Annotated in this window: 12 protein-coding genes and 1 tRNA gene; 10 read left to right on the top strand and 3 right to left on the bottom strand. The window is 62.3% G+C overall.

The window, feature by feature from the left end; all coding sequences use genetic code 11:
* Positions 1-258: 258 nt before the first annotated feature.
* From ACCO56_RS04460 to ACCO56_RS04445, 4 genes are all read left to right on the top strand, one after another.
* Positions 259-1,383: a sugar ABC transporter substrate-binding protein gene (locus ACCO56_RS04460; RefSeq protein WP_433637996.1), complete on the top strand. Its 1,125-nt coding sequence runs from the start codon at positions 259-261 to the stop codon at positions 1,381-1,383.
* 61 nt (positions 1,384-1,444) lie between these two features.
* The gene (locus ACCO56_RS04455; RefSeq protein ID WP_433637994.1) at positions 1,445-2,959 is read left to right on the top strand and encodes a sugar ABC transporter ATP-binding protein; all 1,515 of its coding nucleotides are present in this window, start codon (positions 1,445-1,447) and stop codon (positions 2,957-2,959) included.
* A gap of 13 nt (positions 2,960-2,972) precedes the next feature.
* Positions 2,973-3,953 (top strand): ABC transporter permease, encoded by a 981-nt coding sequence (locus ACCO56_RS04450; protein ID WP_433637993.1) that lies wholly within the window; start codon positions 2,973-2,975, stop codon positions 3,951-3,953.
* Positions 3,950-4,933, top strand: coding sequence for an ABC transporter permease (locus ACCO56_RS04445; RefSeq protein WP_433637991.1), 984 nt, complete (start codon positions 3,950-3,952; stop codon positions 4,931-4,933). The genes ACCO56_RS04450 and ACCO56_RS04445 overlap by 4 nt, the downstream gene beginning before the upstream one ends.
* Positions 4,934-4,935: 2 nt before the next feature.
* Here ACCO56_RS04445 and ACCO56_RS04440 read toward each other — a convergent pair whose 3' ends face one another.
* Positions 4,936-5,652, bottom strand: coding sequence for a GntR family transcriptional regulator (locus ACCO56_RS04440; RefSeq protein ID WP_433637989.1), 717 nt, complete (start codon positions 5,650-5,652; stop codon positions 4,936-4,938).
* Between the two features lie 120 nt (positions 5,653-5,772).
* Here ACCO56_RS04440 and ACCO56_RS04435 point away from each other — a divergent pair, with 120 nt between their 5' ends.
* The 6 genes from ACCO56_RS04435 (at position 5,773) to ACCO56_RS04410 (ending at position 12,722) form a co-directional block, all read left to right on the top strand.
* A complete protein-coding gene (locus ACCO56_RS04435) occupies positions 5,773-7,305 on the top strand; it encodes a UxaA family hydrolase (protein WP_433637988.1) in 1,533 nt (510 codons plus the stop codon).
* Positions 7,306-7,384: 79 nt separating this feature from the next.
* A complete protein-coding gene (locus ACCO56_RS04430; RefSeq protein ID WP_433637986.1) occupies positions 7,385-8,398 on the top strand; it encodes an ABC transporter substrate-binding protein in 1,014 nt (337 codons plus the stop codon).
* A gap of 46 nt (positions 8,399-8,444) precedes the next feature.
* Positions 8,445-9,908 (top strand): sugar ABC transporter ATP-binding protein, encoded by a 1,464-nt coding sequence (locus ACCO56_RS04425; protein WP_433637984.1) that lies wholly within the window; start codon positions 8,445-8,447, stop codon positions 9,906-9,908.
* Complete coding sequence (locus tag ACCO56_RS04420) at positions 9,908-10,846, top strand: ABC transporter permease (RefSeq protein WP_433637982.1); 939 nt, start codon at positions 9,908-9,910, stop codon at positions 10,844-10,846. The genes ACCO56_RS04425 and ACCO56_RS04420 overlap by 1 nt, the downstream gene beginning before the upstream one ends.
* Complete coding sequence (locus tag ACCO56_RS04415) at positions 10,843-11,790, top strand: ABC transporter permease (RefSeq protein ID WP_433637980.1); 948 nt, start codon at positions 10,843-10,845, stop codon at positions 11,788-11,790. Before ACCO56_RS04420 ends, ACCO56_RS04415 begins: the two co-directional genes overlap by 4 nt.
* A gap of 14 nt (positions 11,791-11,804) precedes the next feature.
* Positions 11,805-12,722: an SMP-30/gluconolactonase/LRE family protein gene (locus tag ACCO56_RS04410; protein ID WP_433637978.1), complete on the top strand. Its 918-nt coding sequence runs from the start codon at positions 11,805-11,807 to the stop codon at positions 12,720-12,722.
* 54 nt (positions 12,723-12,776) lie between these two features.
* On the opposite strand, the gene ACCO56_RS04405 is transcribed toward ACCO56_RS04410, so the two are convergent.
* Positions 12,777-12,851: transfer RNA gene (locus ACCO56_RS04405), tRNA-Gln, on the bottom strand.
* A 132-nt stretch (positions 12,852-12,983) separates the two neighbouring features.
* Positions 12,984-14,816, bottom strand: a complete 1,833-nt coding sequence (locus ACCO56_RS04400; RefSeq protein ID WP_433637975.1) for a polysaccharide biosynthesis protein — start codon at positions 14,814-14,816, stop codon at positions 12,984-12,986.
* Positions 14,817-15,029: the final 213 nt, after the last annotated feature.

The following is a 15,029-nucleotide window of genomic DNA, read 5'->3' as shown; positions in this document are numbered from 1 at the left end:
TATACACAAATAGGGCAACTTGATCGCAGCCATATTATATGAATATTCTGACAATTGGCGGCAAAAAAGAATGGCCGCCTAACAAGGTGGCTGCTGCCAATCTACTGCATGCGGCTTCCTAGCAATTGATACACGACTACCCTCTTGCAGAGGAGGGAGGAAACCGAAGTCCAGAAGACGTTGAACAGGCAACGCGCCGCACATCAAGCGGACCAGACGGCATGCGTGACATAGAAGACTGCGAATGGGAGGAAATCGATGGTCAAGTCGCTTATCGGCGGCATCGTTGCCGCCACCGCAATTGCAATGTTCTCCTCGACGGCTCTGGCCGAGCCCGAGATCGTCAAGGGCCCGTCGGCTGAGCCGGACTGCTTCGCCCCTTGGACGCCCGAGACCAAGTTCTTCAAGTACCCGAAGAAGGAGGGGCCTTATCGGATCGCCCTGGCGAATGGCTACATCGCCAACACCTGGCGCATCCAGATGATCCAGACCGCGAAAGCCTACGCGGCGCAGCCGGACGTCGCGGCCAAGCTCAAGGAATTCAAGGTCGTCTCCACCGGGGAGGACGTGCCGGCCCAGATCTCGGCGATCAACAATTTCATTGATTCCGGCTATGACGCCATCGTCGTCAACGCGCAGAACCCGACGGCCTTCGCGCCGGTCATCAAGCGCGCCAAGGAGGCGGGCGTCGTGCTTGTCGCCTTCGACAACATCCTCGACACCGAGGATGCGATCAACGTCAATGTCGACCAGAAGGGCCTCGGCGTTCTCTGGGCGAACTGGCTGATCAAGCATCTGCCCGAGGGTGGGAAGGTGCTGGAGGTGCGCGGCGTCGCCGGCACCTCTGTCGACACCGACCGCCACAACGGCATTCATGAGACCTTCGCCGCTTCGGGCAAAAAGTGGGACGTCGTCGAGGTGATGGGCAAGTGGGATGATCCGACCGCCCAGAAAGCGACAGCCGACGCGATTGCCGTGCACAAGAAGTTCGACGGCATCACGGCCCAGGGCGGTGACACCGGCGTCGTCCAGGCGATGATCGATGCCAAGCACCCCTTCGTGCCAGTAGGCGCCGAGACGGAGAACGGCTTCCGGAAATTCTGTGCGAAATTCGCTTCGGACGGCCTCAAATGTTCTTCCGCCGGCACCGGCCCCGCACAGGTGGCGGTCGCCATCAAAACAGCCATCGCCGCACTTGAAGGCCAAGTCGTCCCGCAATCCGTCAAGCTGCCGCTCGCAATCGTAGAAGACCCGAACTTCAAGGAAGGGCAGGATTATTTCCCCGACCAGTCCGACAATTTCTTCGTCGGCAACTCCTTCCCCACCTGCGGCATCAACTTCACAGCACAGGAGATCATGGGGCAGACGAAGGAAAATCAGTAGATCAACCGCGGAGCGGAAGGCGACACAAGTGTCGCCTTCCGCCGAAGCGTTGCGGAGGCCGATGGTGGATGCTGTTCCGCTCTTGCGCATGGAGGGTGTATCCAAGCGTTACGGGGGCGTACGCGCGCTCGAGAAAGCCGAGTTGACAGTCAACGCCGGTCGCGTTCACGCGATCCTCGGCGAGAACGGAGCCGGCAAATCCACGCTGATCAAGATCCTTGCCGGGGTCGTTGCGCCGGACGAAGGACGCATGGCGATCGATGGGAAAGAAGTCGCCTTCGCATCTCCGGCCGGGGCGAACGAGGCCGGTATTGCGTGTATTTTCCAGGAGCTCTCCCTCATCCCCGATCTGACCGTCGCGGACAATATCCTGATCAGCGACCCGCCTCGGCGCTTCGGCATGATCGATCGCAGGACACAGCGGCACCTTGCCCAGGCCGCCCTCGCGCGAGCCGGCGCCGACGACATTCATCCGTTGGCGCTGGTCAAGGATCTGCCGCTGTCGCGAAGGCAGATGGTCGAGATCGCCAAGGCGCTCGCACGAAAACCGCGCATCCTCATTCTGGACGAAGCGACCTCCGCGCTTGCCGCCGCCGAGCGCGCGAAGATTTTTGCCGTGCTGAGGCGATTGCGCGCCGAAGGGCTCGCGCTGCTCTACATCTCGCACCGCATGCACGAGATCGCCGAGCTTGCGGATGAGTGCACTGTCTTCCGTAATGGGCGCAACGTCGCCAGTTACATGGCGGGCACCCGGACCGACAGCGAAGTGGTCGAGCTTATGATCGGCCGCGAATACAGACATGTTTTTCCACCGAAGCCCGAGCACCGCGTCGCTGGGAAACCAGTTCTGGAATGCAGGGGACTCTCCTGGACGGATCGGCTGAACGCGATCTCGTTCTCGATCGCCGCTGGTGAAGTGGTAGGCCTGGGCGGGCTAGACGGCCAGGGCCAAAGAGAGCTGCTGCTCGCGCTGTTCGGTGTGCTGCGCGGTTGTTCCGGCGAAATCCTGATCGATGGGCGGAAGGTGGGGATTTCCAGCCCTTCCCGGGCAAGGTCGAAGGAGGTCGGCATGGCGCTCATCCCTGAAGACCGCAAGACCGAGGGGCTGATGCTGCCGATGTCGGTTCGCCACAACCTTTCCTTCGCCGCTCTCGACCATGTTTCGCGCTGGGGCATCGTCGACCGCGAAACGGAAGGCCACCTGATCGACGAGATGGTCCGGCTGCTGGCGATCCGCACCGCCGACATCGATGTTCCCGTGGCCACTCTCTCCGGCGGCAATCAGCAGAAAGTCGTCGTCGCCAAATGGCTGATGCGCAACCCACGCATCATTCTACTCAACGACCCCACCCGGGGGATCGATGTCGGCACCAAGCAGGAAATGTATCAGCTGCTGCGCAAGCTCGCCGACAGCGGCGCGGCCATCCTCTTTTATTCAACCGACTACGACGAACTGATCGGCTGCTGCGACCGGGTGCTGGTGCTCTACGATGGGGCCATCGCCAGCGAGCTTGCCGGCTCGGCGATCACTGAACGAGCGCTGGTCGCCAGTGCGCTGAACGTGACGGGAGCCTGACGGAGGCACAAGCATGAAGGATTGGCGATACTGGCTGGCGGAACAGCGCGGCACGCTTCTCGCGCTCGGCATCTTCGTCGTCATGTTCCTCATCTATGTCGGCAACCATCCGGCGGGTTTCACCGCCAATGTCGTGCAAACGGCCGCCAACAAGGGCGTATTGCTCGCTTTCGTCGCTGTCGCGCAGGCTCTGGTCGTGATCACGTCCGGCATCGATCTGTCGGTGGGCATGACCTTCATCCTCACCAATTGTCTCGCGTCCTGGCTCGTGCACGGAGGACCGGTGGAAACGGCGCTTGGCGTTGGCGCCGTCCTGCTGACGGGACTTGCCTGCGGGGCGCTGAACGGGCTGATCGTGATTTATGGACGACTGCAACCCATCGTCGCCACCATCGCGACAGGAGCCGTCTATTTCGGCTTGGCCCTGATGTTGCGTCCGTTTCCGGGTGGAACGGTCAATGAGGGGCTTGCCGACGCGATGACCGGAAAGCTCTTCGGCTTCGTTCCAGCCAGCCTCGTCGTGCTGGCCGCGGCGGTGCTCCTGCTCTGGGTACCATTCAGCCGATCGGTGATCGGTCGTGCCGCGTATGCGGCCGGCTCGTCCGAAGTGGCTGCCTTCATGTCGGGAATGCCGATCCGCCGGGCCAAATTTGCCGCCTACACCTTGTCCGGCCTGTTCGCCGCGCTTGGCGGCTTGTTCCTGACCTTCTTCACCTACACGGGCGAAGCAGCCTACGCGTCGGGCAACGCCTATACGCTCTTTTCCATCGCCGCGGTGGTGCTGGGTGGCGTCTCGTTGTTCGGCGGGCGAGGCAGCGCCATCGGAGCGATCTTCGGCGCCCTCGCCTTCCGCACGATCGGCGACCTGCTTTTCGTCTTCGATCTCGAGCCGCTGTGGCAGCCGCTCTTCCAAGGAGTGGTTCTGCTGATCGCGGTTTCCCTCGGCGCCTTCGCCCTGTTCAGGGTGCGCAATCGTCTCGAGTGGTTCGGATGAGCGAAACAACGAGCAGATCGAGTGGCCGCCTTCCCGCAGTTTTCCGGCGTGCCGATCCGGCGGTGGCAACCGCCTTCGTCTGCATCTTCTTGCTGTTGTTCCTGGCGAGCCTTTATTCGACGAGCTTTCTCTCGCCCGAATATCTGCTCCAGCAGCTGAAGGTGGCATCCTTCCTCGGGGTCATTGCGACAGGCATGATGCTCGTCATCCTACTCGGGCAGATCGACCTTTCCGTTCCCTGGGCAGTCGCCATGGGAGGCATGATGGCGAGCGCGGCCGGGGCCTACGGCACGGCCGGGCCGATATTGTCCATTCCCTTCGGCGTGGCTTGCGGGATCGCGATCGGTCTCGTGAACGGCATCGGCGTCGCTTATCTGCGCATCCCGTCGATGATCGTCACGCTGGCCACGAACGCCGTCGCGCAAGGGTTGATGGTGGTCTACACCGGCGGCTTCTCACCGCAGGACGCCGCATCGCCGGCGATGCGGTATCTCGCGACCGGCTCGACCATTCCGGGCGTTCCGAATGCGGTGATTGTCTGGGCAATGATCGGTGCCGCAACGGTCTTCGTGCTGTCTCGCACGACGTTCGGGCGCGCCGTCTACGGCATCGGCAATCGCGAGCGCTCCGCCTACCTGTCCGGCATCGACACGCGGCGTGTGGTGATGATCGCCTTCGCCGTTTCGGGCGGGCTTGCCGCTTTCGGCGGCGTGCTGCTCGCCGGTTATGCATCCAAGGCCGCCCAGGCCATGGGCGACGCCTATCTCCTCCCGGCGATCGCGGCGGTTGTGCTCGGCGGAACGTCCATCCTCGGCGGCCGCGGTTCCTATCTCGGCACCGTCGCCGGCGTCATCCTGATCACACTCCTGCAATCTATCCTGTCGGTCATGCAGATGCCCGAAGCCGGCCGGCAGATCATCTACGGCGTCGTGATTGTCGTCATGCTGCTGCTTTACGGCCGCAGCCCGCCGAGTAGATAGCGCTATGCCCACCCGACATCGGCGAAGACCTCGGGATGCGCCTCCGAGAAATCCTCCAACTCATCCATGACGGAATCGATATGAGCGGCCATCGCCGCTCGCGCCGCGCCAGCATCCCCAGCGCGCAAGGCATCAACGATCGCATTGTGCTCGGCGAAGGTGAGCGCATGCCGGCGGGGTGAACCAAGGAGGCGACGAACCCGGTCGAGAGCCAACCGCGCCTTCTCGACCGTCGCCCGAACACGAGGAAACCCGGCGCCGCTTACAAGAAGATCGTGGAACTCCAAATCCAGCCGATGAAAGCCCTGGCGGTCGCCGGCCTCCATGGCCGATTTCTGGTAGCGCAGGTTTCTCTCCACTTCGACCAGCAGATCCGGGGCCCGACGCTTCGCCAACAGGGCCACCGTCTCGCCTTCGAGCGCGCGGCGCAGGAACATGTTTTCCCGGGCGTCGGCCAGCCTGATCAGCGAAACCGTCGAGGCACTCTGCGGCTTTATCTCGACCAGTCCCTCGGCTTTCAGGCGATTCAAGGCTTCCGAGACCGGGAAGCGCGACACGCCGAACCGGGTAGCCAGCGCTGCCTTGTCCAGCACCGTTCCCGGCGGAATCTCCAGAGCGACTATCGCCTCACGCAAAGCCGTGACGATGCGATCCGTTGCGCCGCCCTGCCCTCGACCGCCGCTCGCCGGCAGGGCGCGGCTGCTGGGAAGGACCGTCATGGTGCCGGCCTAGCCCAAGGAGAATGATACTTGCCTCGCATACTAACATGTTAGTATGCTCAAGTCCGACGAACGTCAATCAGCCCGCTCGCATGTCGAGCCAGCGAACCAGGACCATTCATGAACTCAATCAACACGACGGCGCGCATGCTGCGGCTAAGCGGCGAGGACAATGTCCTCGTCGCAGCGGGAAAGATCGAACCGGGAAGCCCAATCGCCGAGGGCGTGAGGACACGCCAGCGTATTCCTTTCGGCCACAAGGTGGCGGCACGGATGATTGCGGAGGGCGAGCCTGTCGTCAAATTCGGCCAGATCATCGGTTTTGCAAGTCGTGCCATAGAAGCCGGCGATTGGGTGCACGAGCACAATGTCGGCATGCACGATTTCGAGCGCGACTATCAGATCGCCGCCGCGGCCCGGCCCGAGAACATCCTGCCCATCGAGGAGCAGGCCACCTTCCAGGGTTATCGTCGAGCCAGCGGCAAGGCAGGTACCCGCAACTATATCGGCATCCTGACCAGCGTGAACTGCTCGGCCTCCGTCGCACGCTTCATGGCGGAGGCTGCTACTAATTCCGGCATTCTCGAAGGCTTCGACAATGTCGATGGCGTCGTTTCCTTCACCCACGGGACCGGTTGCGGCATGGCGGGCTCGGGAGAAGGCTTCGAGGTGCTGAAGCGCACTCAGTGGGGCTATTCGGCCAACCCGAACCTCGGCGCCGTTTTGCTCGTCGGCCTCGGCTGCGAGGTCTTTCAGATCGGGCGCATGAAGCAGCTCTACGGCATCGAGGAGAGCGAGACCTTCCGCACGATGACCATCCAGGACACAGGCGGGACCCGCAAGACAATCGAGCAGGGCCTGGAGCGCATCAAGGAGATGTTGCCGATAGTGAACCGAGCCAGGCGCGAGGCGACCCCTGCTTCCGAGATCACGCTTGCCCTGCAATGCGGCGGCTCGGATGGCTATTCCGGAATTACCGCCAACCCGGCGCTCGGGGTGGCCGCCGACATATTGGTACGCAACGGCGGAACGGCGATCCTGTCGGAAACGCCGGAAATCTATGGCGCCGAGCATCTTTTGACCCGCCGCGCCAAGAACCAGGCCGTCGGCGAGAAGCTGATCGAACGCATCCGCTGGTGGGAAGACTACACCCGCCGGAATGCCGGCGAGATGAACAACAATCCCTCGCCGGGCAACAAGGCAGGCGGGCTGACGACGATCCTGGAGAAATCACTCGGCGCGGCTGCAAAGGGTGGCTCCACCACGCTCAATGCCGTGTACGAATATGCTGAGCCGGTGACCGAAAAGGGTTTCGTCTTCATGGACACGCCCGGCTACGATCCCGTCTCGGCGACGGGCCAGGTGGCGGGCGGCGCCAATATGCTTTGCTTCACCACTGGACGCGGCTCCGCCTATGGCTGCAAGCCAGTTCCCTCGATCAAGCTCGCGACCAACACACCGATGTACGAGCGCATGGTCGAGGACATGGACGTCAATTGCGGAGACATCCTGGCCGGGGTTCCCGTCGAGGAAAAGGGACGGGAGATCTTCGAAGAGATCCTTGCCGTGGCTTCTGGCAAGCGCACCAAATCGGAGGAGCTCGGCTATGGCGACAATGAATTCGTGCCCTGGCAGATCGGGGCGGTGATGTAGTCGCCGGCGCGGGAGGAAACCGGGCAAGTGCTCGGACGCGCGCGGCCGGCTCGAGGAGAGCTCAAGGGAGGAGAAGACCATGAGGAAAGTTGTTACGACTGCCATGCTGGCGGCCGGCATCGGCCTATGGGCGGCCGGAGCCCATGCCGACACATCCGACAAGAAGATCGCCCTTTCCAACAATTACGCTGGTAATTCCTGGCGCCAAGCCATGCTGAAGAGTTGGGAAAAGGTGACGAGCAAGGCCGTCGCCGACAAGATCGTGGCGGCGGCCGATCCTTTCACTACGGCCGAGAACCAGGTGACGGAACAGGCCGCGCAGATACAGAACATGATTCTGCAAGGCTACGATGCGATCGTTCTCAACGCCGCTTCCCCCGACGCGCTGAACGGCGCAATCAAGGAGGCCTGTGATGCGGGGATCACCGTGGTCTCCTTCGACGGCATCGTGACTGAGCCCTGCGCGTGGCGCATCGCCGTCGACTTCAAGCAGATGGGCAAGGACCAGATCCTCTACCTCGCGGAGAAGATGCCGCAAGGCGGGAATCTCCTTGAAATCCGCGGACTGGCGGGCGTCTTCGTCGACGATGCGATTTCGTCGGGCATCCACGAAGGCGTGAAGGAAAATCCGCAGTTCAAGATCGTCGGCTCCGTCCATGGCGACTGGGCTCAGGATGTCGCTCAAAAAGCCGTGGCCGGCGTCCTGCCGTCACTGCCGGAAGTCGCGGGGGTCGTCACCCAGGGCGGCGACGGCTATGGCGCGGCACAAGCCTTCAAGGCGGCCCAGCGGCCAACGCCACTGATCATCATGGGCAACCGCCAGGACGAGCTGGCTTGGTGGAAGGAACAGAAGGACACCAGCGGCTACGAGACGATGTCGGTGTCGATCGCTCCGGGCGTCTCCACGCTGGCCTTCTGGGTGGCGCAACAGATCCTCGACGGCAAGGAAGTGCCTAAGGACCTGACCGTGCCGTTCCTGCGTATCGATCAGGATACTCTGGAGAAGAATCTCGAGACGACAGAGAAGGGCGGCGTCGCCAACACGGAATACACGCTCGAAGACGCGCAGAAGGTGATTGCGGACGCGAAATGATCTGGCACGGGCATGCGGCCGTCTCGGCGGCCGCATGATGCACGCAATGTCGCTATCTCTACATCTCGTTCATCTCGACGGCGTCGCCAAAAGCTTCGGCGCCGTCCGCGCGCTTTCAAGCGTTGATTTCAGGATCGATGCCGGCCAATGCGCCGGGCTTGTCGGCCATAACGGCGCCGGCAAATCAACCCTCATGCATATCCTTGCCGGGACGCTCGGCGCCGACACCGGCCGTATCTTGATCAGCGGTGAGGACTTGATTGGCCGCTACGATGTCAGCGCGGCCGGCGATCACGGCATACGATGCGTCTTCCAGGAACTGTCGCTGTGCCCAAACCTCTCTGTCGCCGAGAATGCCCGTATCATGCATCCCGCGCTCAAGGGATTCGGATGGCGCCGGCGCGCGGCAGCCCTGATTCTCGGCAGGTTGGACGCCATATTTCCGGGTCACGGCATTGACCCCGACGCTATTGTCGGTGACTTGTCGATCGCTCGTCGGCAGATGGTGGAGATCGCCCGCGCCTTCTCGGTTTCCGACCGTCCAGCGAAGCTGGTCATCCTGGACGAGCCGACCTCTTCGCTCGATGCCGTTCTGGCCAGCCAGTTGCTGGCCTATGTGCGGGCATTCGTCGCCGACGGCGGCGCCGTCGTCCTGATCTCGCACCTTCTGGGTGAAATCCTCTCCACGGCCGATCGTATCGTCGTCATGCGCGATGGGCGCGTGGTCGCCGATCGCCCGGCGGGAGATTTCAACCGCAACAGCCTCGTCGAGACCATGGGCAGCATGGTGCGTAACGAGGCAGGCATAGCGGCCGTTTCAAAGCGCACGAAGGGGGGAGCCCTTGTGGATGCAATCCCTGCTCGCCAGTCCGACGGCCGAAAGCTCACGGCTCATCGCGGCGAGGTCGTCGGCCTGGCCGGGCTGGGTGGCCATGGCCAGACGGAAATGCTTTTCCGGATCTTCGAGGGAGCGTCCCGCCGACTGGCGGGAGTGACAGTCATCGAACCGGTCGCTGTCGTGGCCGGTGACAGGCAGGCCGACGGCGTCTTTCCTCTCTGGTCGATCACCGGCAACATGTCCATCGCCTCGCTGAAGCCCATGACCCGCTATGCCTTGATCGATCCTTCCCGGGAAAATGCGATGGCAGAGGAGTGGCGCCGGCGCATCGCCATTCGCACCGACAATGTCGACAATCCGCTGCTCTCCCTCTCCGGCGGCAACCAGCAGAAGGTGCTGTTCGCTCGGGCTCTCGGCTCACCGGCAAGCATCATCTTGATGGATGATCCCATGCGCGGCGTCGACATCGGCACCAAGCAAGAAGTCTACACCATGCTGCGAACCGAAGCTGAAAGGGGTCGGACCTTTCTCTGGTATACGACCGAAATGGACGAGTTGAGGCACTGCGATCACGTTTATGTCTTCCGTGAAGGCCGTATCGTTGCCGACCTGCCGCGGAACGAGCTGACCGAGGAGCGGGTGCTACAATCTTCCTTCGAGGCCGCCGCCTGATGCAGGATCTCGTCGCACGCCACATCCGTATCGCCCTCCCCGCTCTGTCGCTCGCCGTGTTGCTCGTTGCCGTCTTCTACATGCAGCCGCGCGCCATGAGTTATGTCGGGCTCAACCTGCTTCTGAACCTCGCTCTGCCGATTGCCCTCGCGACGATTGCCCAGATGTTCGTGATCGCGGTCAACGAACTCGATCTGTCGATCGGCTCCTATGTCGGCTTCGTTGCCTGTGTGGGCGCAACCTGGCTTCGGGATGCGCCCTTGTTTGGCGTCGCCGCATTTGCCGGCGGTATTCTCGCCTATGCCGCCCTGGGCGCGCTCGTTCATCTCAGGAATCTCCCTTCCATCGTGGTGACGCTCGGCATGTCGTTCGTCTGGCTGGGGCTGGCGATCCTGGTGCTGCCGACACCGGGCGGAAAGGCGCCGGATTGGCTGCGGTCCCTCATGACGCTGAAAACGCCGCTTCTGCCTTTCACCATCTGGGCTTCCGCTATCCTGGCGGCGGCCGTTCATTTCGGGCTGATGCGGACAGCCTACGGCGCGGTGCTGCGCGGCGTAGGCGGCAATCCGAAGTCGATCGAGCGCGCCGGCTGGTCCCTTCTTCGTGCCAAGGTTGTTATGTTCGCGCTGGCTGGACTGTTCGGCACCTTGGCAGGGCTCGCTCTTGTCGGGCTCACCACCTCGGGCGACGCCAACATTGCGCTGCGCTATACGCTGCTGTCGATCGCGGGCGTGATACTGGGCGGAGGAGAATTCACAGGCGGCCGCATCTCGCCGGTTGGCGCGGTGATCGGTGCCATGACCCTGACGCTGGCAAGCTCGTTCCTTTCGTTCCTGCGTCTCGATCCCGACTGGCAGATCGGTGCGCAAGGCCTCATCCTGATCATCGTGCTGGCGCTGCGTGTCGTCATCAACCGGACGGAGGCGCGCGCCGCATGACCGCCGTTCAACGTCTCGCGGCCAAACCCTGGCTCTGGGCCTATGTCGGCGCGCTCGCCGTCTGGCTGGCCACCATCAGCTTCACTGGCGGTCGAGGCGGTGGCGAGGTGCTCACGGCGGCTCTCTCCTTCGCCACCTTCTCGGTAATTGTGGCGATCGGCCAGATGTATGTGATCACGCTCGGGCCCGGCAATGTCGACCTGTCGATCCCGGCCGCCATGACGCTTGCCGGCGCGGTGTCCATGAAGATCATGGATACGCAGGATTCCATGATCTTCATCGGCCTGCTCGCCGCGCTCGCCTGTGGCATTGCCGTCGGTGTGTTCAATTATGCCTTGATCCGCCTGCTTAGGATCCCGCCGATCATCGCCACACTGTCGTCGAGCTTCATCGTTCTGTCGGCCGCCATCTCCTATAGCCGTGGCATCAGGATCAAGCCGCCGCCTCTGCTCGCCGACTTCACCACGGCAGTTGTCGCCGGCATTCCCGTGCTTGCGCTGGTGATGGTGCTCGTTACCGTGATCATGAGCGTTGTTCTCCACCGCACGATTTACGGGCGCACGGTTACCGCCGTTGGTCAGAATGCACGCGCCGCGCGGCTCGCCGGTCTTCCCGTCGACCTCACCCGCTTCGCCACCTATGTGCTGTGCGGCGCCTTCGCAGGGCTGAACGGCTATCTCCTCTCCGGTTTTTCCGGCGGCGCGGCGCTCAACATGGGCACGGAATATCTGCTCGCCTCGATCGCCGTCGTGGTGATCGGCGGGACTTCTGTCGCAGGCGGCTTCGCCAATCTGCCCGGCCTGTGGGGGGCGGCCATGCTGCTCTTCTTGCTGGTCACCATGCTCAACACATTCGGTTTCGGCGCTGGCATCAGGCTGGTGCTGACAGGGCTGATCATCATCGGCGTCATCACTCTTGCCGGCGGCAAACGCGTGAAGTCTTAGTTTGGGAGGGAAGAATGAGTCTCGTGAGCGACGACTACGAATATTTCGACAAGAAGTTTCGAGACCTGACCGTCCCCACGGCGAAGGTCGAAATGCTCTATGACGGTTGCCGGTGGGCGGAGGGACCGGTCTGGTTCGCCGATGGCGGTTATCTCGTCTGGAGCGACATACCCAATAACCGGATGCTCCGCTGGATGCCGGATCTGGGGGTGAGCGTGTTTCGCGCGGATTCCAATTACTCCAACGGCAACACCCGGGATCGTGAGGGACGGCTCGTCTCCTGCGAGCATGGCGGACGGCGGGTCACGCGCACAGAGCCCGACGGCTCGATCACGGTCATTGCCAGCCATTACGACGGCAAAAAATTGAACTCGCCCAATGACGTGGTGGTGAAGTCCGACGGCACGATCTGGTTCACCGATCCGAACTACGGCATCATGAGCGACTATGAAGGCTACAAGGCAGAACCCGAGCAGGACGGCTGCCACGTCTACCGTGTCGACCCCCGCGCCGGCGAAGTGATCCGGGTCGCCAGCGATTTCGTCAAGCCGAACGGTCTCGCATTCTCGCCCGACGAGACAGAGCTTTACGTCGCGGATTCCGGCTCCTCTCACGATCCCGACGGGCCGCACCATATCCGTCGTTTCGATGTCGGCAGCGATAACAAGCTCCGGGGCGGTGAGGTGTTCTGCGAAGTTTCCCCCGGCGTTCCCGATGGCTTCCGCTTCGATGCCCAGGGCAATCTCTGGACAAGCGCCCGCGACGGTGTGATCTGCTTCGCGCCTTCAGGTGATGCGCTGGGCAAGATCAAGCTGCCCACCATGGTGGCCAACCTTACTTTCGGTGGAGCGCGCAGGAACCGGCTGTTCATCACCGCGACCGACCGGCTCTTCTCCGTCTTCGTCGCGGCAACAGGTGCGCAGAGGCCATAGCTGCACCCAAGGCGGAAGGCCGCTGCGTGATTTCCGTGCTTTGCTTGCGAAAGCTGGCTGGGGCGCCAGGATTCGAACCTGGGAATGGCGGTACCAAAAACCGCTGCCTTACCGCTTGGCTACGCCCCAATTTGGCCGGCTTCCGGATGAATGCCGGGGCCAGCGCAGGCGTCTATACACACTGGATCCGGCCAAGACAATCACCTGACATGGGTCAGTTCGCGAATCCTGGGGAAGTTCCGTCGGCCGGATAGAGTGTGTTCAGCCTTCTTTTATGAACGAAAACAGCGCGTCACGCGCCGCTTCCGCATCCCCCTTCCGCACTGCAGCCTCCAACTCGTCCAAGGCCTCCCGTATGCGGCTCGTCTCCAGCGGCTGCCTCTTTCCGTACATGATTTTGGGGTGGATCGTCTTCTCGACGCTCTCCGGATCGTAGAACAACTCTTCGAAGAGCTTTTCGCCCGGGCGGGAGCCGACGATCTCGATCTCGATATCGCCGTTGGGATTGTCCTTGTCTTTGACCGACAGGCCAGCCAGGCGGATCATGTTCTCGGCAAGATCGTAGATGCGCACAGGGGCACCCATGTCGAGCAGGAAGATTTCCCCCTTCTGCGACAGGCTTGCCGCCTGGATGATCAATTCGGCGGCCTCGTTCACCGACATGAAATAGCGGGTCATCTTCTGGTCGGTAAGTGTGAGCGGCCCGCCCCTTTCGATCTGTTCCTTGAACAGCGGCACGACCGAGCCTTGGGATCCGATCACATTGCCGAAGCGAACGGAGCAGAAGCGGCGCTTGCCGTTGCCCTCCGCATCCCGCGACGCGAAGCAGCGCACGATGATCTCCGCCCAGCGTTTGGTCGCCCCCATCACGTTGGTTGGGCGGACGGCCTTGTCCGTCGAGATCAGCACGAAATACTCGACGCCAGCGTCATAAGCAGCCTTGGCGACGGTCCAGGTGCCCAACACGTTGTTGACGATGCCGGCGATCGGATTGAGTTCGACCATCGGCACATGCTTGTAGGCCGCCGCGTGGAACACCGTGTCGACCGAGTGATCCTCGAACAGGCGACGCACCCTCTGTTCGTCGGTGACCGAACCAAGGATCGGGATCAGTTCTCCGCCCGCCTTGGGGCGCAGGGCGCGTTCGATTTCGTATAGAGCGAACTCGTCGAGTTCGAACAGGATCAACGCCTTCGCTTTCAACGTCACGATCTGGCGGCAGAGTTCTGAACCGATCGAGCCGCCGGCGCCGGTGACCAGAACCGTCTTGCCGGCGATGGGCGCGCTGAGGATTGCCGAGTCCGGCGGCACCATCGGCCGACCAAGCAGGTCGCCGATGCCGATGTCCCGAACCCGCGAGACCAGATCGCCACCGAAGCCACTCGCCACCGAAGGAAGGAAGCTTAGCCGGACAGGTGTCTTGGCGAGTTGGCGGAAAATCGCCGACTTGGCGGTGCTATCGACAGCATCGGAACAAACGATGATCTCCTGGACGTCGAGCGAATCGATCAGTTTCGCAAACTTGTCGGGGCTGTGGACGCGCAAACCCGCGACCTCGGCGCCGTGAAGTGCGGGATCGTCATCGAGAAAGCCCAGCGGGATGTTGCGCGGATCCAGCTTGAGCGCCGCCGCCAGCTGCCGCCCGACAGGTCCCGCGCCATAGATCAGGATGCGCTTCTGGTTGACGACATCCTCGACGGCCGCGCCTAGCAGGCGTTTTGCGAGAAGCCGGCTTCCGGACAGCATCGCAGTGCCTACTATGAAGTAGATGATCGGGATAGTGCGGGGAACGCCCTCGATGCCGCGGATCTCGGTCATGTAGACGATGGCCAACCAAAGTGGGATCGAAAGCGCCAGCGCCTTCATGATCGTCCAGACGGTTGTCTCCGTCAGGTAACGGACAACGACCCGGTAGAAGCCGAGTTGATAGAGGAAGGGCAGCGCAATCGCAGGAGCAGCGACAAGCAGGCCCAACTGCTGAAGGCCCGGACTGAAGGCCTCGCCCAGCCGGATTGCGTAACTCAACCACAGAGCCGCGAACAGAATGAAGAAATCGAATATGCCGAGCAGAACACGCTTGCGCGTGCGCGGCATGGAGATGAGCCAAGCAGAAAATCTATTCAGCAAGATGTTCAGGCCTCGACAATATGGAACGGCCTAAATTGATTCTACAGTTTGGCACAAAACACATTCACGCTCGCGTATATTCCCCTCGAATCCACTACGCTGCGGTCAGCGGATCGACGCGCGGCTCTTATCGCGCGAAAACCCAGGCAAATCAACGCATGCGGAGCGCCCGGCGACCTG

This window comes from Mesorhizobium sp. 1B3, from assembly GCF_050958605.1.
In the GTDB taxonomy this organism is placed as follows: domain Bacteria; phylum Pseudomonadota; class Alphaproteobacteria; order Rhizobiales; family Rhizobiaceae.
This window is presented reverse-complemented; position numbering and strand designations above follow the sequence as displayed.